Source organism: Halomicrococcus pelagicus, assembly GCF_050954125.1.
Window position 1 is genome coordinate 114420 of the sequence record NZ_JBPBWC010000012.1, and the last position, 20587, is coordinate 135006.

Consider the following 20587-nt stretch of genomic DNA (forward strand, 5'->3'; position numbering starts at 1 on the left):
TCGACCGTGGTTGGGACCGGGCGCGCTTAAGCACGTCACTTGGTCGCACGGATCGTCCTCAGCGTCTTCCGGGGCGCGATTCGGCCGACTCCTCGCGTCGCACGGACCCCTGCCGGAACGAGACGATCGCGACCGCGACCAGCAGCGCGCCGGCAGCGACGTCGCTCCAGCGGTTCGCTGCGCTCGCCGACCCCACGACGAACGGCTGTGCGACCTGGAGGAGACCGACGACGCCGACGAACCCGGCCGCGGCGGGCGTGACCGACCGCCCGAACAGCGTCAGCACGGCGGCGTAGCAGGCGACGACCAGCAACGCGACGCCGGCGAGCACGTCGCTCCAGAAGTTCGGTGCCAGACTCGCCTCGAAGACGACGAACGGCGCGGCGACCAGCCAGATACCGAGCAGCGCGCTTCCCGCGGCGACCCAGTGTCCTCGCACCAGTACGCTCCCTGCGCTCTCTGGGTCTTCGCCGTGCTTCGGTCCCCCCGTTCTCTCGTCGTTTCTCCGACCCCCGGTTTCCTCCACCTCTCCCGCATTCCGCAGTCCTTCCCCGCTCTCCGGTGTCATTGTTTCGTCAACCCCGCATTCCCGTCTCTCACACTCGGGAGCGTCCGACGTAAAACGAGTGGCTAGCGGTTACGCAGCCGCCGTAGGGTCGGGGGTCACATCGCTCGTCACTCGTCCAGCACGTCGTCGACGCGCTCGGCCGTCTCGCTGGCCCGGATGTCGCTGTAGCTCTCGTGGGTGGTCGAGATGGAGGCGTGTCTGAGTGCGGACTGTGCGAGTTCCGCGTGGCCCTCCGAGTAGAGTTTGTGCCCCAGACCCCGGCGAGCGCCGTGGGGTTTGAGATACTCGCCGTCGACGTCCAGGTCCGCCTGCTCGCAGAGCCGCTTCATCAGGTCGCGCGCACCGCGGGTCGAGATGGCGGGCACGATTACCTCGTACTCCCGGACCACCTCGTCGACGGGGTTCGCGTCCAGTATCTCCTCGATGCGCGCCTCGTCGTAGTCGCGGTCGCCGAGCTGGTCGCGCACGGCGGCGTACTTCGACGGGGCGTGGTCGGTCGGAAACACCGGAAATCGTGGTGTCGGGGGTTCCTGAACCCGGCGGTAGCGTTCCAGGGCCTCCGCAGCGCGCTCGGGCAACTGGGCGTACTCGTACTCGCGGGACTTCCCGAACACGCGGAGAGCGCCGCCCTCGACGTCGACGTCCTCCCAGGTCGCGCCGTCGCGGCGGTCGTCGGCGGGGTCGCGGAACACCTCCGCGCCGCGCACGCCCGAGAGCGCGAGCAGCCGTACCAGCGCCCGGTCGCGGTACGCACGCTCGCGCCCGACCGCCGCCTCCCCGTCCAGCGCCCGCTCGACCCGGCGGTCCATGAACTGCAGGATGGCCTTGCGGTCGCGTTCGGACCAGAACTGCCGGTCCGCGTCGCCGGGGTCCTCGGGCAGTTCCGACTGGGCGCGCGAGACCGCGGCCGGGTTCCGGTCGATGAGTTCGTCGGCCTCGCAGAACCCGAGGAATGCCCGGACGTAGGCGTAGTAGGTGTTCGCCGTCGACGCCTTCAGGTCGTCGTCGCGGACGCGTCGCTTGAGGTGACGGGCGTAGCGGCGACAGTCGATGACCGCCACCTCCTCCAGCGTGGTCGCGTCGCGCTCGGTCGCCAGCCAGTTCGCCCACTCCCGGAGCGAGGAGTCGGCGATAGCGGCGGAGTTGCCCGCTTCGACGCTGGTGAGGTACTCCTCGATGGCGGTCGAGAGCGGCGTCTCGGTCGTGCCCGTCGCGGTCGCGTCCGTCATGTCAGCCTCGGGTCGAAGGTATCGGCCATCTCGTGGCCGCACCGCGGACACGTCAGTTGCGACCGCTCTGCGTCCTTGAACCGGCCGACCGGTCCGATGTACCCACACTCCGAACAGCGACGGATCGGTAGCTGTATCATCGCGGCGTCGTCTTCCTCTCGACGCGGCTTCCACAAAAAGCTACGTCCCGGGTCGGTTGGAGCGACGCAGATTCTGCGGCGGCAGTCCGACCGTCGTTCGACGCTATGCCGGCGACGGTAGCGACCGCTTCGAGCGGGGCGGCAGCAGGAAGTTCCCGCGGCGTTCGACGGTCATGTACTGGAGGATGCCGTTGTTGAGACGCTGGCCGACCGACGACTTCTCGGCGACGTCGGTGCCGTTCATCGCGGTCCGGGTGTCCTCGAAGTCGCCGATGGCGCGCTGGAGCGACACGAAGTGGAGGCCGGCCTCGCCGCCGTCCGTCGAGTCGAAGTCGCGGCGGAGGATGAGCGGCGAGTCGTCCTCGCGGACCGTCGCGGACTTCTGGGAGTGGCCGACCATCCCGCGCTCGCGGGCCCGGTCGGCGACGTTCTCCGTACACTTCTCGTCCATTCCGCTGTCGTCACCGAGATTCTCGCCGACGCCCTCGACGCGGTCCTCGGCTGCGTGAGCCGGGCAGAACATCTTGGCGACGCGCTGTTCGCGACTGTCCTGCTCGTACCACTGGTCGAGGTGGAGCCGAATCTTCGAGACGTGCTGGGTGGCCCCGCCCGCGAACGGCCCTTCTCGAATCGTCACGCGGTCCTCGCTGGCCTGGTTCTTCTCGAACCCGGACTTGAACCCCATGTACAGCGGCGACTCCTCGGGGACGGGTTCGGAGTTCGGAATCCCCTGGACGTCCTGGTTGTCGGCGGGCAGTCCCGCGCCGACGAACCCCGTCCGGCGGTCGGCCTTTTGCAGGACCCCCGACAGCGACGCCGCCATCTCCACGCCGTTCAACTCCGTTTTCTCCCCGAGCAGGGCCTCCTCGGCCGCCAGCGCGACAGCGGCGTGGTCGCTGGCGAGGTGGACGACGGCGTCCTGGCGGTCGAACGTCGGGTCCTCGAACGGGGCGAGCGCCGACGGCGACGGCAGGTCGACCGAGTCGGGCAGCGACTCCGGGAACCGGTCGAAGTACGACGGCGAGTAGCCGACCGAGAACAGCAGGCCGTCGTTCCTCCGGCGGTAGGCGCGTTCGAGGCTCCGGAAGGCCGTCTCGACCGTCTCGCGCTCGGCGGCGGTCGGCGTTCCGCTCCCAGCGTAGTTCAGGTAGAGCAGCACCTGGTGGCGTGCTGGCAGGACGTTTCCGTGGTCGTCCGTCGAGAGGGCGCCGTTCCACGCGTGCTGGCGGTCGGGCAGCGTCGAGAGGTCGTCCGGCCCCTGCGGCACGTCCGGCGCGCCGTTTCGGTCGAGGCAGGCCGACAGCGCCGCCGACCCCCCGATGGCGACGGCCGCCTTCACGAACTCGCGTCGCTTGATTCCGCGCTCGCTCATCGCTCGCTTCTAGCTACCACGCGCGAAAAGGGGTTCTGGTACGGGCGTCGAAACCCGCGGAACCGTCCTCAAACGCCGTCCGACTCGTGGATTTTCTCTCCGCGGTGCAACCGGTCCGCGATGGTGTAGGTCTGTTCGGCCTCGCGCCGCGTCGGGAAGTGGGCGGCCATGTAGCGGGCGAGCGCCATCAGGACGACCCGTCGCTCACGCTCGCGGTCCGTCGAAACGAAGTCGCTCGCTTCGTCGTCGGACCGGAGGTCGAACTGCGCGAACGACGCTTCGAGGTTCTGGAGCGTGTGGAAGCCGGCGTCCTCGCGGAGCAGTCCCTCGCCGAGCGTCTCCTTGAGGTCGGCGGGGTCGCCGCCCGCCGCGAAGTGCTCCGCGACGAGGGTCGCGGCCTCGCGGACGCCACCCTCCTCGTCGAACGTCTCGAGCAGTCGGTCGCGCAGGTCGGCAGAGTCGGCGTCGCTCTCCTCGACCTCGGGAATCGGCGCGGGCGGCGTGTTGAGGAAGCGGTCGAGGTAGACGCTCATCGCGCCCGCGAGGACCCCACGGTAGAGCGCCGTCGAACTCGCTCGCCGGGCGGCCTGCTGGACGGCGTTGTTGTACGTGTACGTGTGATGGACCGTGTTCCAGTCGTTGAACTCGTTGCTCGTCCCGAACTGCGCGACCCGCAGGGCGGACGCGTAGGCGACGCGGTCAGCGAGTTGCTCGCAGCTCGCGCCGGCCCGGACGGCGTCGGTCAGGGCGTCGAGGACGGCGTGCGGGTCGTCGGACAGCAGGGTGTCGACGAAGTCGTCCGGTTCCGTCCAGTCGGTGGCGTCGTCGGCGGCGGCCTGGCCCTCGTCGACCATCGCCGGCAGGTCGTCGAAGGCGTCGAACAACAGCTCGCCGAGGTCGGCCGGCTGGGTCCACGAGGAGAGCTCCTCGCTCCGCTGGGCGTTCGTGAGGCGGGGGATCACGCTCGGCAGTATCTCGTGGGCGTGCTCCCAGCCGACGCGGTCGACCATCTCCAGCGCCTTGTTGATGAAATCGAAGCTGTGGCCCGCGTCGAGATAGAGGTGGTCTGTCGCGGCGGTGTAGAGGATGTCCGCCACCGTCTCCGGTTCGAGCGTGGCGATGGCGGTCTGCAGGCAGCGCTCGGCCCCGTCGTCGTCACGCACCTCGACGCAGTCGCGGAACCACTTCCGCAGGCGCTCTTCGGTCACGTCGCGGGTGTCGAACGAGGGCTGGTCGAACTTCGGCGGTTCGCCCTGGCAGTCGTCCGCGACGTGGTGTAACCCGGTGTACAGCGCCCGGGTACGGTCCTCCGGTCGCAGGTCGGGGAGGACGTTCGCCATTGCCGAGTGGATGGTCAGCCCCGAACTCCACCCCTGCTGGCGGTATCGCGCGCCGAATCGCGCGCCGACGCGCAGCGGCTCCTCGGCGGGAACCCCCTCGTTCGCCAGTCCGATGGCCGACTTGGCGACGACGAGTCGCAGGTTCTCCTCCAGCCCCGTCTCCAGGCGGTTCCTCCAGTGCTCTTCCGGCGGTTCGTCCGGTTCCGGATGAGGGTTCACGTACACTTCGCCGTCGCGCTCCTCGACCGGGAACGACTGTACGTCGTCGGCCCAGGGGTCGAACGTGTCGCCGCAGGAGAGTTCGAACCGGGCGTGGTGCCAGTGGCAGGTGAGGATGCCGTCCTCCACCGTCCCATCCGTGAGCGGAAAACCCATGTGCGGACAGCGGTTGTCGACGGCGCGGTACTCGCCCTCGTGGTGGAAGAGTGCGATGGACCGGCCGTCGGCTCTCACGAGCAGTCGTCCCTCCTCGCGCAGTTCGTCGGCGTCGGCGGCTTTCACGAAGGTTTCGCTGTCGGTCGCCATGTGTGTTCGATTGCCACGGGACCACAAAACAGTTCGCTGAACCGGATTTTTGTAATAATTCTGTCAGCCAGTCGCACCTTCCTGGAGGCGCTCGTACCGCTCGGTGAACTGGGACTTGCAGGACGAACAGCAGAAGTGGTACAGTTCGCCGTCGATTCGCGTCGATTCCCCCTCGGTCGTGACGGTGTTGCCGCACTCGACGCACTCGGGCGAGAAGTCGATGTCGCCGGGCTGGGGGTTCCACGTCGAGTCGACGAGCAACTGGACGTCGTACTCCTCGACCGCGTCTTCGCCGATGGCGTCGGCGAGCAGCGTCTCCACGTCGTGTTCCCGCAGGTTCGCCTTGCAGATGACGTGGGCGTCCGCGGTGACGAAGACGTGTTCGACGCCGTCGAACGACTCCAGCGCCGTCCGGACCTCCTCGACGTGCCCCGGTCTCGCGTGGACGGTGATCAGGAGCGAGAGACCGTCGGACAGCATCGCGTAGTCCAGGTCGGCGGTGAACCGGCGGATGACCCCCATCTCCGCCAGACGGTCGACGCGGTCCGAGATCGTCGGCGGCGAGAGACCGACCTGGTCGGCTATCTCGTTGTACGGTCGCCGGGCGTCTGCGACGAGCAACCTGATGATTTTCCTGTCGGTGTCGTCGAGCTTTCGCATCGGTCGACGGTTCGCCGGCCGACACAAAACAACTTTCGATGTTGGGCATCTCGTCGATATTTGACTGAATTTGCTGAACCGAAACTCAAATTCCGTTATTTTCCTAACTCAATTAGCGGCCGAAGGACAGTGAGTACAGGACGGTGACCGTTCCGGAAGCGACGACGCGTCCGGTCCGCTGCCGACCGACGACTGCTCAGGTGCTGGCCGCGAGTTGCTCTTCCGTCGCGTCGTCGAGGAGCGCCTGCACGTCGACCGTCCGGCCCGTCTCGGCGGCCTCGTAGGCGGCCTCGGTCATCGCCGTCACCTGGACTCCGGCTTCGCCGGGGACGGCCGGTTCCTCCTCGCCCGCGACCGAGCGGACGAAGTTCGTCAGCTTCTTTCGGGTGAGGGGTTCGAACGCCGTCGACCCCTCTGCGGGGCGCACCGTCGATTCGTCGCCGTCGGCGTCGACGATGCGCAACCGGTCGCCGTCGTACTCGACGTGACCGTCGGTGCCCCAGACGACCATCCCCTCTTCGGGCGAGGCGGTGTCGCCGTCCGCGCTGACGCCGACGCTCGCCGTGACCCGGCTGCCGTCGCGGTCGAGCGTCGCGGCCAGCGCCGAGTTCACGTCCACGTCCTCGCCGCGGTCGTCCGTCACTGCCGCGACCGAGACGGGCTCCGTGCGGGTCGTCCAGAGCACGGCGTCGAGCAGGTGCGACCCGGAGTCGTACAGCTGGCCGCCGCCGGAGAGGTCGGGGTTCGTGCGCCAGGTCCCGCGCTGGACGTCTATCCAGTCCTGGCCGAGATAGCAGTTCACCATGTGAACGTCGCCGATGCGTCCCTCGTCGACGACGCGCCGGAGTTCCCCGAACAGGGGATGGAAGTGGCGCTGGTAGCCGACCTGGAGGACCCGGCCGTGCTCGTCGGCGGTCTCTACGAGGTCGACCGCGTCGTTCACGTCCGTCACCATCGGCTTTTCCACGAACACGTCCACTCCGGCCTCGAGACAAGTGGTCGCCTGCTCGTGGTGAAGCGTGTGCGGCGTGACGATGGTGACTGCGTCGAGTTCGTCCCCCTGCTCGGCCAGCAGCGCCTCGTGGTCGGCGTACGCCGGTGCGTCATACTCCGACTCGAAGCTCTCGCGGGCTTCCGGGGAGACGTCAGCGCCTGCGACGACGCGAACGCCGTCGACGTCGTCGAGAATCCCGAGTTCGATGCGTCCGAGTCCACCGAGGCCGATGGCCCCGATTCGAACGTCCATACCCCCAGCGAGGATTCATGGTATATAAGACCATCGGCCTGTCGGTGCGGTGAGCAGCGAACGCCGACGACCCCGGTCGAAGCTCGCTTCTGCTTCGACGGCCTCACGTCGACGCGGCGCACCCCCACCGTTTCCGTAGTTTCGCTCCATTCTGCGGGCTTTCCCGGCCGATTACGGGAAGCTAGCTTCGACCGTCTCCGTGCCGAACGCCGTCGCGACGAATGGGGCGAGTGCGGCACCGGACGTCCTCGACCGGCGGTCGGGTCCGCGAGGTAGTCGCGGAACGACTTCGTGGAAGGACCGTCGCCCGCTGGAGAGCACGCCAGTGGCGGAACCGTCACGGACACCCGCCGACGGTTTCAGGAAGCCACCACTGACCTGGTCCGACGGAGCAATCGCACGAGAACCGCCAGCGCTATCGTGCCCAGTATCCAGATGCCGACCGTCCGGACGCCCCCCATCGGGTCTCTCGTCGACTCCGCTCGCCCGATTTCGGCCCTCGCAGTTTCCCTGGACATACGGACGTGAGACGACGGACGACGGAATAAAACTGCTGGCGGACCCGTCCTACCGGATGTCCTCGCCGACGATTATCGTCCGCGAGACGAGATTGCGGTACGCGCGGCGCAACCGCTCGGAGAGCGCCTGGTGGGAGATGTCGAGTTCTGTCGCCAGTTCCTCGCCGGAGACGCTGCGTGGCACCTCGTAGTAGCCGTGTTCGAACGCCGTCACCAGCGCCTCGTACTGCTCTTCGGTCAGACCGTACTGGCTGCGTCGAGGTGCCGCTTCGAGCTGGTAAATCTGGTCGACGTCGAACGGAACGTCGTTCGTCTCGCAGAAGTCGTAGGTCGCCGACAGCGAGTCCCGGTCGGGAAAGAGCACGCGAAGCCACCACTCGTCGTCTTTCCCGACGGCGTCCATGATGGTCCCCTGGGCGTCCACGAGGACGTGGACGACGAACCGGGTGCGTTCGACCCACTCCATCCGGTAGAGCCACTCGTCGCCGAGGTCCGCGAGCCGTTCCACGTCGTCGGTCGTCGGGTCGTCGGACAGCGCCCGCTCTAGCTCGTCGGCCTGGTCCGAGTCGGCGGCCGCCCAGACGTACGGCATCACCTGACCGGCCTCCGGGGCGACGACGCGCTCGATTTCGAACTCGACCCCCTCGACCCGGTCCAGCGTCCTTTCCAGCGCGAAGTCGGACGCCGGAGTCCGCCCGACAACGATGGTCCCCATGGACCGACGTACGTTACCGGACGGGAAACCGTTGCTGGCACCGGTCGCCGCTTCGGCCGTCAGTACGCCTCGTCCGGCTCTGCGGGGCCGCTGAACACCGAGTAGAGGACGGCGAAGTACACCAGAACGACGGGCAGCAACAGCGCGGTCGCACCGGTCATCAGCGTCAGCGGCAGTTCGGAGACGACGCCCTCGCTGACCGACAACCCCGCCGCGGGGTCGACGGACGGATACAGCAGGTTCGCCGCGAACGCGACCAGGGCGTACGGGAGTCCGCCCGCCGCGACGAACGCCGCGAGGTACCGCCGACCGCGTGCCGCGACGACGACGCCGGCGACGAGCGCGACGGTGAGGACGACCGCCGTCAGCGACAGCGGCGACGCCAGCGCGCCGCGCAGGTCCGGTCGCGCGAACGCGAGGTAGCCGACGACCGCGACGACGAGGACGAGGTACGCGGGCGCGGCCCGCACCGCGACAGTCGCCATCTCCTCCCGTAGCGCGCCGCGGGTCTTCAGACCGAGGAACGCCGCCCCCTCGACGACGGTGAGCGCGACGACTGCCAGTCCGAGCGCCACCGCGGGAACGTTCACGACACTCGTCGCGCCGAGCACCCAGTTCGCGGCGAACATCCCGAGGAGGAACGGCGCGGCGACGCTGCCGACGACGAAGGACGCGCTCCACGCCCGCCGCCAGCCGTCGTCCTCGCGCTGCTCGTAGAACTCCGGGGCGACGCCTCGGAGAATGAGGGTGGCGAGGATGGCGAACATCAGCGGGTAGTGGCGGCTGAACAGTCCCGCGTACGCCGCCGGGAAGACGGCGAACAGGGCTCCCCCGAAGACGACCAGCCACACCTCGTTGCCGTCCCAGACGGGACCGATGGCGGCGAGCAGCGTCTCCCGCTCCTCCTCGTCGTCCCGGGTCGCGAACAGCGCGCCGACGCCGAAGTCGAATCCGTCGAGGAAGAGGAAGGTCCCGAGCAGCGCGAACACCAGCGCGAACCAGAGGTCCGGGAGGTCAATCATCGACCGCCACCTCCGCGGACGCGTCGGGGCCCTCGCGCCGGACCGTCACCTCGGGCGCGCCGTCACGGACGACCCGCCAGACGACGTAGGTGTAGGTCGCGAGGAGCGCGGAGTACACCGCGACGAAGCCGAGCAGCGTGGCCGTCGCCTCGGTCCCCGTCAGGCCGGGGGAGACGCCGTCCGTCGTCTTCATCACCCCCTGGATGACCCAGGGCTGGCGGCCGACCTCGGTGACGATCCATCCGACCTCGACAGCGAGGAAGCCGAGCAGCGACGACCAGACGAACGCGTCGTGGAGTAGGCGGTCCTCAAACAGTTCGCCGGCTCGCCAGCGGTAGCCGGCCCAGAACGCGAGGAGGACGAACCAGAATCCCAGCGCGACCATCGCGCGGAACGACCAGAAGACGACCGCGACGGGCGGTGACCCCTCGAACTCGTTCAGCCCCTGGATTTCGGCCTGCGCGTCGCCGCCACTGGCGAGCCACGACGCACCGCCGGGAATCCCGATGCCGAAGATGTCCTTCGCGCGCGGGTTCATCAGGTCGTCGGCGCTGGTCGGGAACGCGACGATGTACTCGGGGACGTAGGAGTCGGTCTCCCAGACTGCCTCCATCGCGGCGAACTTCTGTGGCTGCGTTTCGGCGACGTGGCGACCGTAGGCGTCGCCGTGGACGACCTGCAGAGGCGCGGTCACGAGCAGGACGACGAGCGCGATTTTCAGCGTCTTCCGCCAGAACCGCCGGTCGGTGTCCGCACCGCCGTCGCTCTCGGGGTCCGCGACGCCGAGGCTCCGGAGCTTGTAGGCTGCAACGCCCAGCATGAACAGCGCGACCGAGAGAACGGCCGCGTTCTGCATGTGGACGTACATCCACGGGAACCGCGGGTTCGCGTACGCCGCGACGGGGTCGACGAGCGTAACGACCGGCCGGCCTGCCTGCATCGCCATCTCGAACCCCTGCGGAGTCTGCATCCAGGAGTTCGCGACGAGAATCCACACGGCCGAGAGCCACGTTCCGAGGGCGACGAACACCGCGGAAACGAAGTAGAGGCGGTCGCTCACGCGCTCGCGGCCGAACACGAAGATGCCGAGGAAGGTGGCTTCGAGGAAGAACGCCATCATCCCCTCGACCGCGAGCGGCCCGCCGAACAGTTCGCCGGCGGTCGTCGAGAACGCGGCGAAGTTCGTCCCGAACTCGAACTCTAGGACGAGTCCGGTTACCGTTCCGACGACGAAGCTCAGCGCGAAGATGCGGACCCAGAACCGTCGCAGTTGCTCGTAGACGGGCTCGTCGGTCCGTATCTCTTTCCACGTGAAGTAGACGAGAAACGGCGCAAGCCCCATGCTCATCACGGGGAAGACGATGTGGACGATGGTCGTCAGGGCGAACTGGAGACGACTGGCGATGGCTGGGTCGAGCACGGTCTCACCGCTCCGTTACTTGGAACGGAACCGAATTTAGCGGCCGCCCGATTCCCGGGGGATGGTAATCGCCGCAAAAGACACTCGTATCGAAGCTGTATTTCACATGAAAGGGGTAACTCATGTACGACCGAATCCTACTTCCGACGGACGGCAGTCCCGCCACCGAGAAAGCGATCCAGCAAGCCCTCGACCTCGCCGAGATATCCGACGCGACCCTGCACGTCGTCTCGGTCGCAGACCGGTCCGCCGTCCCGCCGGACGTGCGCGTCGGTATGGTGCTCGACGAACTCGAGGCGAACGCGGAGGACGCCGTCACCGAGGTCCGGGAGCGAGCCGAGAACGAGGGCGTCGCCGTGACGACGACGGTGATTCGGGGCGTGCCGCACCGCGCCATCCTTGACTACGCCGAGGACGAGGACGTCGACGTCATCGTGATGGGGACCCACGGCCGCCGGGGGCTGAACCGGTACCTCGTCGGCAGCGTCACCGAGAAGGTCGTCCGTCTCTCCGACGTGCCCGTGCTCACGGTCCGGATGACCGACTCCGGCGAGTGAGCGGGCCGCCGGTGGCTGCCGTCGACTGCGGTGGCGGTCGTCGGCTCGCTCGCGTCGCGAAGACGCTCCGTAACCGATTAACGAGTTTATAATGAAGGTCGTGGACGTTCTTTCGTAAGTGTACGATGACTCCCGAAACGAACGCGCTCCCCTCGACCGGACGCCGGGCGGACCGCACCGCGGAGACGCGGGCGAACGAGCAGGAGACGGACGGCACGGGGCGGACGCTCTCGTTGCGCGCGCTGCTCCCGGGGCCGTACGTGAACTACCCGGAACGGGACCGTCGTCGCGACGGATAGCGCGGAGCGACGTCGGTCAGCGCGACAGAGCGGCGTAGAGACCGCCGAGCAAGACGCCGTAGACGAGATGTCCCACGAGACTCTGCGGATTGACGTTCGGGACGCCAGGACTCGGCAGGCCGACCAGGCCCATCCATATCGGCATGACGATGGCGGCGGCGACGAGCCAGAGGACGACGCCGTACGACAGTCCGAGGCCGGTGACCGACGCGGTCGATTCGGCGTACTTCGACAGCGGCGGCCGCGAGACGACAGCGGCGAACACCAGCGCGAACGCCACGCTGTGGAGGAGATGCGCTATCCACCCCGCGGCGAGGCTCTCGACGCCGTAGAGCGCCCCGATGACGGGCATGATACCCATCACGAACTGTATCAGCAGCCCCATCGCGATTCCCGCGCCGACGCCGGCCAGGACGGCGCTGGTCCAGTCGACGGTTCCCGTCTCCCTTCGAACGGCGGTCTCCGTTTCTGATGCCATGTCCGTACCGACGACGGGCCGTGAAAAAGCGACGGCGCGGTCGTGCGTCTGGCGTTCACGACCGCCCGCGGTCTCGCGACGCTACTCCCCGGCCCGGAACCGGCGGGCGAGGAAGTACGCCACCGCGTAGCCGCCCGCGAACACGCCGCCGGCGCCGACGCCGACGGCCGCCGACGCGCCCAGCGCCCGTTCCGCGACGGCGACGACCACGGCGCCGAAGGCCGCGCTCGCGACGGCGACGACGGCGGCGTCCCGCACGGCCCCTTCGGGCCAGCGCGCTTCGCGGTAGGCGTCGACGTCGAACTGCGGCTTCCATCCGGCGAACACGAGCAGCGGCATGGCGACCCCGAGGCCGACCACGACCGCGTAGCCGCCGGGAGCCCCGGCGGTCTCGGCGGCAGCGGCGACCATCCCGGCCAGCAGCGCGCCGACGAACGTGGCGACGATGCGGTTCAACATGGCAGCGACTGCCGACGGCAGGGAGAAAAGCGTTACCCGTGCCACTCCAGCACGGTCGCAGCCCAGGTGTACCCTGTTCCCGCGGCGAGAAAGAGCACGACGTCGCCGGGTTCGACGAGCCCCTCCTCGCGGCCGCGGTCCAGCGCGAGCAACTGGTCGACGCTCTGGACGTGGCCGAACTCGTCCAGGTAGTAGCCGGGTGCGCCCAGTTCGTCGAGCAGCAGGTCGTGGAACGACCGCTTCATGTGGGTGAGCGCGACGAAGCCGAGGTCGTCGCGGTCGTAGCCCGACCGTTCGAGGGCGTCGTCGGCCACGTCGAGGAAGTTCGGCAGGCTGGCGTCCGCGAGACGCTCCTTCATCCCCTCGGGGTCCGCCACGTCGAGCGCGTGTAGCCCGGCGGCCAGCGTCTCCCGACTCGGCGGGTTCCGCGACCCGCCTGCGGGCATCACCACGTCCTCCGAGAAACTGCCGTCCGTGACGGCGGCGCTCTCGTGGACCGTGGCTCGCGGGTCGTTGGGGTCGGCCTCCAGGACCGCCGCGCTCGCCCCGCTGCCGAAGTTGAACATGAACGAGGCGTCCTCGTTACCGTAGTCGACGAGGTCCTCCTCGCGGCTCCCGGCGACGAGCAGCATCGTCTCCGGGGCGTCCACGAGCAGTTGCGCTCTCGCCGCCCGCAGCGCGACGGGCGCGCCGGCACAGAGCGCGTAGCTCTCGCTGGCGAACGCATCCTCGGCACCCAGGCGTTCGGCGACGTTCGCGGCGACGCTCCAGACGACGAAGTCCTTGTACTCGCTGCCGTGGTAGAGCACGGCGTCCACGTCCGCGGCCGCGACGCCGGCGTCGTCGAGCGCCCGTTCCCCGGCCACCACGCACATGTCCGTGACGTGGTCCGAATCGGGGGGACAGACGCGCTTCTCGCGGACGCCCATCTTCTTGACGACGACTTCTTCGGGAATCCCGCTCCGGTCGGCGATTTCGGTCCCGGAGATCGTCTCGCCCGGGACGTAGACGCCGTAGCCGGTGAGCCCGACCGTCACAGGTACCTCCGGACGTGCGCGGGGAGGCGTTTCGCGACCGGGCCGCCAAGCCTGTCCCGCACTGTGCCGAGCAGTCCGTTCGGCACGAACAGGACGAACAGGACGAACAGCGCGCCGACGTAGAGGCTGGCGTGGCCGTTCAGGAACGTCTCGATGCTCGTGCCGACCGTCATTCCGCCGTAGAGCTCGGTCGTCATCAGGCCCTCGCCGAGGTGCTCGCGGAGGTACGGCAGCAGGCCGCCGCCGCTGGCGGCCTTCGAGAGGAACTCCTTGATCGTCTCGCTGAACAGGTGACCGTACAGGGGCCCGGCCAGCGTGCCGAACCCGCCGATGATGGCAGCGAGCAGCGCGTCGCCGGCCACAAGGAAGTAGAAGGACTCCTCGGGCGAGACGCTGCGCTGGTAGCCCGCCAGCAGGCCGCCCGCGACGGCGGCGAAGAACGCGCTGATGGCGAACGCGCCGAGCTTGTACCGGAAGGTGTCGTACCCCACGGCGACGGCGCGCTCCTCGTTCTCCCTGATGGCGACCATCACGCGCCCGAACGGCGAGTGGAGGATGCGCTGCATCGCGAAGTAGCAGCCGAGCACGACGAGCCCGACCACGTAGTAGGAGACCTCCGTCGCGCTCAACTGGACGAACGCGAGCGACACCTCGTCGCCCGTCAACTGCCCGATGGCGAGGTTGAGCGCGTCGACCCCGGGAACGCCGACGTTCAGTCCGTCCATCGTATCGACGAACACGCCGTCCCGTGGGTTCGAGCCGACGTAGCTCCAGTTGCGAACCAGCACGTACAGCACCTGGGCGAACCCGAGCGTTATCATGGCGAAGTAGACGCCGGTCAGCCGGAACGACACCGCGCCGATGGCGAGCGCCAACACCGCGGCGACAACGCCGGCCAGCAGGAGCAGTACCACGTACGGCGTCCCCGAGGGCACGAACGGCACCTTGCCGTTGGTCACGAGGGCGACGAAGTACGCGCCGGTGCCGTAAAAGGCGGCGTGGCCGAACGACAGGTAGCCGGTGTACCCCGAGATGAAATCGAAGCTCATCGCGAACAGCGCGAAGTACAGCACCGGCACCATCGTCTCGACCCGCGGCAGCAGCATCGTCGCCTCCGCGCCGACCGGCGAGTTCACCAGCACGTGGTGGATTCCGGGATAGACCGCGAGAACGGCGATGACCGCCAGGTGGGCGACGTGGTCGCGGGCGTACTCGACCGCCCACGAGTCGGCGGTGTCGGTGCCGTCCAGCGCGGCCCTCCCGGATACCTCCGACTCGCCGTCGGCGGCCGTCTCCGCGTCGGTCTCGGTGCTAATGGCCGCCCACCTCCTCGACGCCGAACAGGCCCTGTGGACGCACGACGAGCACGACCACCAGGATGAGGAAGACGGTCATCTCCGGCAGGCCGGCGAAGCCGATGGCGTTGTTGAACCACCAGGTCGTGACGGCGTCCGCGAGGCCGACGACGAGGGCGGCGACCACGGTGCCGCGGAAGGTTCCCAGGCCGCCGACGATGACGACGACGAACGCCGGCAACAGCGTGTGCGACGCGAGGGGGACGCTCGCGCCCCAGTGGGGGTCCCACATCAGCAGGACGCCGGCCAGTCCGGCGAGGCCGGTCCCGAGCGCGAACACGACGGTGAACACCCGGCGCACGTCGATGCCGAGCGCCTCCGTCATCTCGGCGTCCTCGCTCCCGGCCCGGATGACCAGGCCGTACCGCGTCCGGGTGAGGAAGGCCCAGATGCCGGCGACGGCCAGGACGCCGACGCCGATCTCGAACAGCGCGAGGCCGCGCACCGAGACCGGACCGAGTCCCACAGACTCTGTCAGGACGGCGGGCTTCGTACCGAACGCCGCCTGCCACTCCGCCATGGGCTGCATCCCGTAGAACTGGACGACGATGCGGACGAGTTCGTCCAGCACGAGCGTCAGTCCGAAGGTGAGCAGTATCTGGTAGATCGGCGGGCGGTCGTACAGCCGTCGGACGAGCCCCACCTCGATGCCGGCCCCGAGCGCCGCGAGCGCGGCGAACACGGCCGCGGCCGCGATGAAGAACAGCGCGAGGCGCGCGAACTGCCCGGTCCCCGAGGCGACGGCGCTGACCATCACGAGGCCGCCGAGGTACGCGCCGATCATCGTCAGCGAACCGTGCGCGAAGTTCAGCACGCCCATCAGTCCGAAGATGAGCGTCAGTCCGCCGGCTATCATCACGTACAGCGCCGCCTTCGAGAGGCCATCGACGAGCACCGAGGCGAGGTTCGACGGCCGGACGAACCGTCCCAGCGCGTCGACGAACCCGGCGAGGACGACGTCTCCGACGAGCATCGGGTCGGTCATGCGCTGAGATGCCTCCTGAGTCGCTCGTCGTCGGCCGACGCGTCGTCGGCGTCGCCCTCTTCGACCACTCGACCGTTGTCCAGCACGTAGAACCGGTCGGCGAGGTCGAGCGCCAGGGGGAGGTTCTGTTCGACGAGCAGCAGCGTCGTGTCCTCGGCGGCGTCGGACAGCGCCTCCGCGACCGACTCGACGACGAGGGGCGCCAGTCCCTCGCTCGGCTCGTCGACGAGCAGGATGTCGTTGTCGCCGACGAGGCTCCGCGCGATGGCGAGCATCTGCTGCTGGCCACCCGACAGCGACCCGGCGTCCCGATCGCGGAACTCCTCGAGGTCGGGGAACGTCTCGAACGCCTCCGCGAGCGCCGCGTCGGCGTCGCCGTCGTCGGGCACCGCCACGCGGACGTTCTCCTCGACGGAGAGCTGCGCGAACACGCGGCGGTCCTCCGGAATCCAGCCGACGCCCATGTCGGCCACCTCGTGGGTGTCCCTGCCGACGAGTTCCTCGCCCCGGAGGCGGACGCTACCGGAGCGCGGCGGCGTCAGCTGGAGCACGGACCGGAGCGTCGTCGTCTTGCCGACGCCGTTGCGGCCGACGAGCGCGACGACCTCGCCCGCCGCCACATCGAACGAGACGCCCTCCAGCACGTGGCTCTCGCCGTAGTACGTGTGGGCGTCCTCCACGGTCAGCAGGCTCACGCGGCTCCCTCCCGTTCGTAGCCGCCGAGATACGCCCTCTGTACCGCCGGGTCACCCTGCACGTCCTCGGGCGGGCCGTCCGCGATGACCCGTCCCTGGTTCAGGACGACGACGCGGTCGCTGACCTCCATCACGATGTCCATGTTGTGCTCGACCAGCAGCACGGCGTGGTCGGTCGCCACGTCCTCGATGAGGTCGATGATGTCGCCGACGCTCTCGCTGGAGACGCCGGCGTTCGGTTCGTCCAGCAGGAGCACGTCAGGGTCGCCCGCCAGTGCGATGCCGACCTCCAGCTGGCGGGTCGCCCCGTGGCTCAGACTCTCGGCGGTCGTCTCGGCCTCGTCCAGGAGTCCGACGCGGTCGAGGATGGCGCGCGCCTCCGCGACGTACTCGTCGAACGCCCCGGCGTTGCGCCACGCGTTCGCCGCGTCGTCGCCCTGCGCCTGCGCGGCTACGCGGATGTTCTCCAGCACCGTGCTCGTCGGGAAGACGTTCGTTATCTGGTAGGACCGGTGGACGCCGAGGTTCGCGGTGCGGTGTGGCGGTGCGTCCGTCACGTCGCGCCACTCGCCGTCGGCGCGGAACTCAATGCTGCCCGCCGTCGGTTCGAGGACGCCGGTCAACAGGTCGAAGAACGTCGTCTTGCCGGCCCCGTTCGGGCCGATGAGCGAGCAGAGCTGGTCCTCTTCGAGCGCGAAGTCGACGCCGTCGACGGCGACGAGTCCGCCGAAGCGCTTCGTCAGCCCCGCGGTCCGGAGCATGTTACAGCGAGCAACCCATCCCGTTCGCGTCCTTCGGAATCGTCGCCTTCGCCCCGTCGATGGTGGTGACGGGGTCGCCCGGCATGACGGCCGCCTTCCAGCTGTCCGACCACTCGTCCGTGGTCGGGACGGGGTTGGCGACGGTCATCGACGACCGGGCCTGATTGTTGTACCCCTGGAAGACGTAGCCGCCCTCGCCCTTCGGCGTGTCCCTGACTGTCATACCGCGCATCGCCTCGACGATGTCCGCGCCCTTCGTCGACCCGCTCTCGCGGACGCCCTGGACCAGGGCCGAGGCGGCGGTGAACGTGCCCGAGGTGAACAGGTCCGGCACCGTTCCGTACGCCTTCGTGTACGTGTTCACGAACTTCGAGTTAATCTCGTTGTCGTACTGGTTCCAGTGGTAACGCGTGGTGAACGGACCGAGCTTCGCGTTTCGAATCTTCTCCTTCGTCAGCGGCTTGCCGAGCACCTTCTGCATCGTCTGGCCGACGACGGCGTTCGTGATGCGCGTCGCGAACCCGCCGAACACGCGATAGCTGTAATCGCCGGAGAGGAACGAGGTGAACAGCGCGGGCAGCGTGGCGACGGTGAACCCGCCGACGATGCCCTCTGCGCCGGCGTCCTCGGCGCGGTCGAGCAGGCCTTTCCACTCGGAGTGGCCCTTCGGCACGAACTTCTTGCCGACGATCTCGACGCCCTCCTGCTCGAGGACCTCCTCGTAGTTGTTCACGACGGCCTTCCCGAAGCTGTACTTCGCGCCGAACAGGAACACCTTGCTCACGTCCGTCTCCTGGGCGACGTACTTCCCGCCGCTACGGGCGTCCATCGCGGTTGTCTCGCTCGCGCGGAACACGTTCGGTGCGCAGATGTCCGCGTTGGACGTGACGCCCGCGGACGCCGCCGGCCCCGCGATGTACGGGACGTTCGTTTGCTTGGCGACCGTCTCGATGACACGGGTGGCGGCTCCCGAGGAGGCACAGCCGAAGAGCACGTCGACGTCGTTTTTCACGAGGTTCGTCGCCAGCTGCTGGGCCTTCTTCGCGCTGAACTTTGTGTCCTGGACGTGAAGCTCGAAGTCCACGTCGCCGACCGAGACGGTCGTCGTCCCGGTCTTCACGCCCGTCTTCGGCGTGGCGTCGGCCTTGTACGCCAGTCCCGAGAGGAAGCCCCAGAGGCTCTGCTGTCCGTAGTACTTCAGGTCGCCCGAGACTGGCTGGAGTACGCCGACCTTGACCGTCCCCGATACGTCCGTCGCCGTCGTTTGCTGCGTTCCCGTCATGCCGCCGTCTCCCTTGTCGCTCGTCGTCCCTCCGTCTTCATTATTGCCGGTGCAACCCGCGAGTCCCGCCGCCCCCACGGCTCCCATGGAGGTGAGCAGGTCGCGTCGGTTCACGCCGTGGTTTACCATGACGTGTGTATCGGGAACAAGAAACGGCAAATACTGCTGGGTTAACATGTTAACGGTCGCGAGACGGGAAAAGTCGCCCCGGAGCCTCACCCGCTCCCGTTCCCAGTGCACCGTCCCGGGTAATGAACGCTGTGGCGGGTGTCCACCGTTCGGCTTCGAGAGGGGGAGACGACCGCGTCGGTCCGTTTTCGACGGGCGTACCAGAACCCCTTTTCGCACGCCACGACTAGGGACCGACGATGAACCGGCGTACGCTGTTGCGGACCGCGGGGGTCGGTGTGGCCGGGTCGATGGCCGGCTGTGCGAACCTCTTCCAGACGCGCACGGTCGGTCGTTCGCCGCCGATGGTGCAGAACCGTCCCGACGCCGTCTACGTCCCCTCGCACGTCGAGGGGATGGAGATGGCCGGGATGGCGAAGCGGGGACGGCTCCGGCTGGCGCTGTTCTACAGCTTCCCCCACCGCTTCTGGCTGATGGGTGGCGGGACGGCGAAACGGCAGAAGAAGGTCGAGATACAGTCCGAGGACGACGTGCATCTGATGGCGTCGGCGTGGGACGCGAAGACGAAACGGGTGCTGCCGGCGGGCAACGTCCGAATCGCTCTCTCGAAAGGCGACTGGAGCGCCACGCGGACGATGTGGCCGATGCTCTCACAGAACATGGGATTTCACTTCGGCGACAATCTGAGCCTCGACGGCGACGGCACGTACGAGGCCGAAGTGAAGGTCGGCGGACTCGACTTCCGCAAGACCGGCGCGCTGGCCGGACAGTTCGACGGGACGGAGACGCTGACGACGACGTTCGACTACAGCCAATCCACGAAGGAGGACATCGCGTACAGGCGACTCGACGACCGGAAAGGCGAGCGCGACGCCGTCGACCGGATGGACATGAAGATGCCGGTCAGTCACGTCCCGAAGCGGGCGAATCTCCCGGGGCGGTTCCGCGGCGAAGTGACGACGGGCGACGCACCGTTCCTGGTGAGCACCGTCGTGGACGGACCACTGGCGAACGACGGTACCTACCTCCTCGTCTCGCCCCGGACGCCGTACAACCGCTATCCGTTGCCGATGATGTCGCTGTCGGCGACGCTGACCCGGGGCGGCGAGACGTCGTTCGAGGGTGCGTTGACACCGACGCTCGACCCGGACGCGGGGTATCACTACGGCACGAGTGTCGACGGCGTCGCGTCTGGCGACGAACTGGCGATTCGCGTCGAGTCGCCGCCGCAGGTGTCGCGCCACGAGGGGTACGAGACGGCGTTCGTCGGGATGGAGACGAAGACGCTCGCGCTGTAGCTATCGGTATCGAGTTCCGCCAAAACGAACGTCGTCGACGAATCGAGTCAGAAAAAACCCGCCAGGTCCCATCGTCAGGCCAGCACTTCGTCGTCCTGTGCGGCCTCCAGCAGTTCCTGGTAGCGGTTGCGGATGGTGACCTCGCTCACGCTGGCGACGTCGCTGACTTCGCTCTGGGTCACCTTCTCGTTGGACAGCAGCGACCCGGCGTAGACGGCGGCGGCCGCCAGTCCGACGGGCGACTTCCCGCTGTGGACGCCCGTTCTCTTGGCCGTCTTCAGCAGGTCGTGTGCGCGGCGTTCGGCCTCGTCGCTGACGTCGAGGTCGGAGGCGAACCGCGTCACGTAGCTCTGGGGGTCGGCGGGCTGGATTTCGAGGCTGAGTTCGCGGACGATGTAGCGGTAGGTGCGCTTGAACTCCATCGCGTCGATGCGGCTCACCGTCGCCACCTCGTCGAGGCTGCGCGGGACGCCGACCTGGCGTGCGGCGGCGTACAG

General features: G+C 68.3%; 23 protein-coding genes. 3 read left to right on the plus strand and 20 right to left on the minus strand.

The annotated features are described in order from the left end of the window. Positions 1 to 58: 58 nt before the first annotated feature. The 11 genes from ACRYA2_RS18645 to ACRYA2_RS18695 all read right to left on the minus strand — a co-directional run bounded on the left by ACRYA2_RS18645 (position 59) and on the right by ACRYA2_RS18695 (position 10755). A complete protein-coding gene (locus ACRYA2_RS18645) occupies positions 59 to 439 on the minus strand; it encodes an SPW repeat domain-containing protein (RefSeq protein ID WP_433631557.1) in 381 nt (126 codons plus the stop codon). Positions 440 to 675: 236 nt separating this feature from the next. Beyond that, positions 676 to 1797 (minus strand): tyrosine-type recombinase/integrase, encoded by a 1122-nt coding sequence (locus ACRYA2_RS18650; RefSeq protein ID WP_433631559.1) that lies wholly within the window; start codon positions 1795 to 1797, stop codon positions 676 to 678. Then, positions 1794 to 1973, minus strand: a complete 180-nt coding sequence (locus ACRYA2_RS18655) for a paraquat-inducible protein A (protein ID WP_147253181.1) — start codon at positions 1971 to 1973, stop codon at positions 1794 to 1796. Before ACRYA2_RS18655 ends, ACRYA2_RS18650 begins: the two co-directional genes overlap by 4 nt. Before the next feature lie 67 nt (positions 1974 to 2040). Next, positions 2041 to 3309 carry a DUF7405 family protein gene (locus tag ACRYA2_RS18660; protein WP_433631562.1) on the minus strand — a complete coding sequence of 423 codons (1269 nt, stop codon included), beginning with the start codon at positions 3307 to 3309 and terminating at the stop codon, positions 2041 to 2043. Between the two features lie 68 nt (positions 3310 to 3377). Continuing rightward, positions 3378 to 5174: a Rieske 2Fe-2S domain-containing protein gene (locus ACRYA2_RS18665; protein ID WP_433631565.1), complete on the minus strand. Its 1797-nt coding sequence runs from the start codon at positions 5172 to 5174 to the stop codon at positions 3378 to 3380. Positions 5175 to 5237: 63 nt separating this feature from the next. Next, positions 5238 to 5834, minus strand: a complete 597-nt coding sequence (locus ACRYA2_RS18670) for an AsnC family transcriptional regulator (RefSeq protein ID WP_433631567.1) — start codon at positions 5832 to 5834, stop codon at positions 5238 to 5240. A 196-nt stretch (positions 5835 to 6030) separates the two neighbouring features. After that, on the minus strand, positions 6031 to 7080 hold the full coding sequence (locus ACRYA2_RS18675; protein WP_433631570.1) for a Gfo/Idh/MocA family protein: 1050 nt from the start codon (positions 7078 to 7080) through the stop codon (positions 6031 to 6033). Between the two features lie 359 nt (positions 7081 to 7439). Beyond that, positions 7440 to 7598 carry a hypothetical protein gene (locus ACRYA2_RS18680; protein WP_433631573.1) on the minus strand — a complete coding sequence of 53 codons (159 nt, stop codon included), beginning with the start codon at positions 7596 to 7598 and terminating at the stop codon, positions 7440 to 7442. Between the two features lie 49 nt (positions 7599 to 7647). After that, positions 7648 to 8313: a helix-turn-helix domain-containing protein gene (locus ACRYA2_RS18685; protein WP_433631576.1), complete on the minus strand. Its 666-nt coding sequence runs from the start codon at positions 8311 to 8313 to the stop codon at positions 7648 to 7650. A gap of 59 nt (positions 8314 to 8372) precedes the next feature. After that, positions 8373 to 9335 (minus strand): cytochrome d ubiquinol oxidase subunit II, encoded by a 963-nt coding sequence (gene cydB / locus ACRYA2_RS18690; RefSeq protein ID WP_433631579.1) that lies wholly within the window; start codon positions 9333 to 9335, stop codon positions 8373 to 8375. Continuing rightward, positions 9328 to 10755: a cytochrome ubiquinol oxidase subunit I gene (locus tag ACRYA2_RS18695; RefSeq protein ID WP_433631582.1), complete on the minus strand. Its 1428-nt coding sequence runs from the start codon at positions 10753 to 10755 to the stop codon at positions 9328 to 9330. Before ACRYA2_RS18695 ends, cydB begins: the two co-directional genes overlap by 8 nt. 122 nt (positions 10756 to 10877) lie before the next feature. Here ACRYA2_RS18695 and ACRYA2_RS18700 point away from each other — a divergent pair, with 122 nt between their 5' ends. Both ACRYA2_RS18700 and ACRYA2_RS18705 read left to right on the plus strand, forming a co-directional pair. Next, on the plus strand, positions 10878 to 11312 hold the full coding sequence (locus ACRYA2_RS18700) for a universal stress protein (protein ID WP_433631585.1): 435 nt from the start codon (positions 10878 to 10880) through the stop codon (positions 11310 to 11312). A gap of 125 nt (positions 11313 to 11437) precedes the next feature. Beyond that, entirely contained in the window at positions 11438 to 11611 is a 174-nt protein-coding gene (locus ACRYA2_RS18705; protein WP_433631588.1) for a hypothetical protein, read from the plus strand. Positions 11612 to 11627: 16 nt separating this feature from the next. On the opposite strand, the gene ACRYA2_RS18710 is transcribed toward ACRYA2_RS18705, so the two are convergent. From ACRYA2_RS18710 to ACRYA2_RS18745, 8 genes are all read right to left on the minus strand, one after another. After that, on the minus strand, positions 11628 to 12089 hold the full coding sequence (locus tag ACRYA2_RS18710; protein ID WP_433631591.1) for a histidine kinase: 462 nt from the start codon (positions 12087 to 12089) through the stop codon (positions 11628 to 11630). An 81-nt stretch (positions 12090 to 12170) separates the two neighbouring features. Beyond that, the gene (locus ACRYA2_RS18715) at positions 12171 to 12548 is read right to left on the minus strand and encodes a hypothetical protein (protein WP_433631594.1); all 378 of its coding nucleotides are present in this window, start codon (positions 12546 to 12548) and stop codon (positions 12171 to 12173) included. Between the two features lie 32 nt (positions 12549 to 12580). Then, on the minus strand, positions 12581 to 13585 hold the full coding sequence (locus ACRYA2_RS18720) for a 3-oxoacyl-ACP synthase (protein WP_433631597.1): 1005 nt from the start codon (positions 13583 to 13585) through the stop codon (positions 12581 to 12583). Then, a complete protein-coding gene (locus ACRYA2_RS18725) occupies positions 13582 to 14736 on the minus strand; it encodes a branched-chain amino acid ABC transporter permease (protein ID WP_433631629.1) in 1155 nt (384 codons plus the stop codon). Before ACRYA2_RS18725 ends, ACRYA2_RS18720 begins: the two co-directional genes overlap by 4 nt. A gap of 160 nt (positions 14737 to 14896) precedes the next feature. After that, positions 14897 to 15925, minus strand: coding sequence for a branched-chain amino acid ABC transporter permease (locus ACRYA2_RS18730; RefSeq protein WP_433631600.1), 1029 nt, complete (start codon positions 15923 to 15925; stop codon positions 14897 to 14899). After that, complete coding sequence (locus ACRYA2_RS18735) at positions 15922 to 16620, minus strand: ABC transporter ATP-binding protein (RefSeq protein WP_433631603.1); 699 nt, start codon at positions 16618 to 16620, stop codon at positions 15922 to 15924. Before ACRYA2_RS18735 ends, ACRYA2_RS18730 begins: the two co-directional genes overlap by 4 nt. Beyond that, positions 16617 to 17381, minus strand: coding sequence for an ABC transporter ATP-binding protein (locus tag ACRYA2_RS18740; protein ID WP_433631606.1), 765 nt, complete (start codon positions 17379 to 17381; stop codon positions 16617 to 16619). Before ACRYA2_RS18740 ends, ACRYA2_RS18735 begins: the two co-directional genes overlap by 4 nt. A gap of 1 nt (position 17382) precedes the next feature. Next, positions 17383 to 18792 carry an ABC transporter substrate-binding protein gene (locus ACRYA2_RS18745; protein ID WP_433631609.1) on the minus strand — a complete coding sequence of 470 codons (1410 nt, stop codon included), beginning with the start codon at positions 18790 to 18792 and terminating at the stop codon, positions 17383 to 17385. 239 nt (positions 18793 to 19031) lie between these two features. On the opposite strand from ACRYA2_RS18745, the gene ACRYA2_RS18750 reads away from it, so the two are divergent. Next, positions 19032 to 20090 (plus strand): DUF7350 domain-containing protein, encoded by a 1059-nt coding sequence (locus ACRYA2_RS18750; RefSeq protein ID WP_433631612.1) that lies wholly within the window; start codon positions 19032 to 19034, stop codon positions 20088 to 20090. Between the two features lie 74 nt (positions 20091 to 20164). On the opposite strand, the gene ACRYA2_RS18755 is transcribed toward ACRYA2_RS18750, so the two are convergent. After that, positions 20165 to 20587: transcription initiation factor IIB (locus ACRYA2_RS18755; RefSeq protein ID WP_433631614.1), on the minus strand; the 423-nt coding region annotated here is incomplete at its 5' end.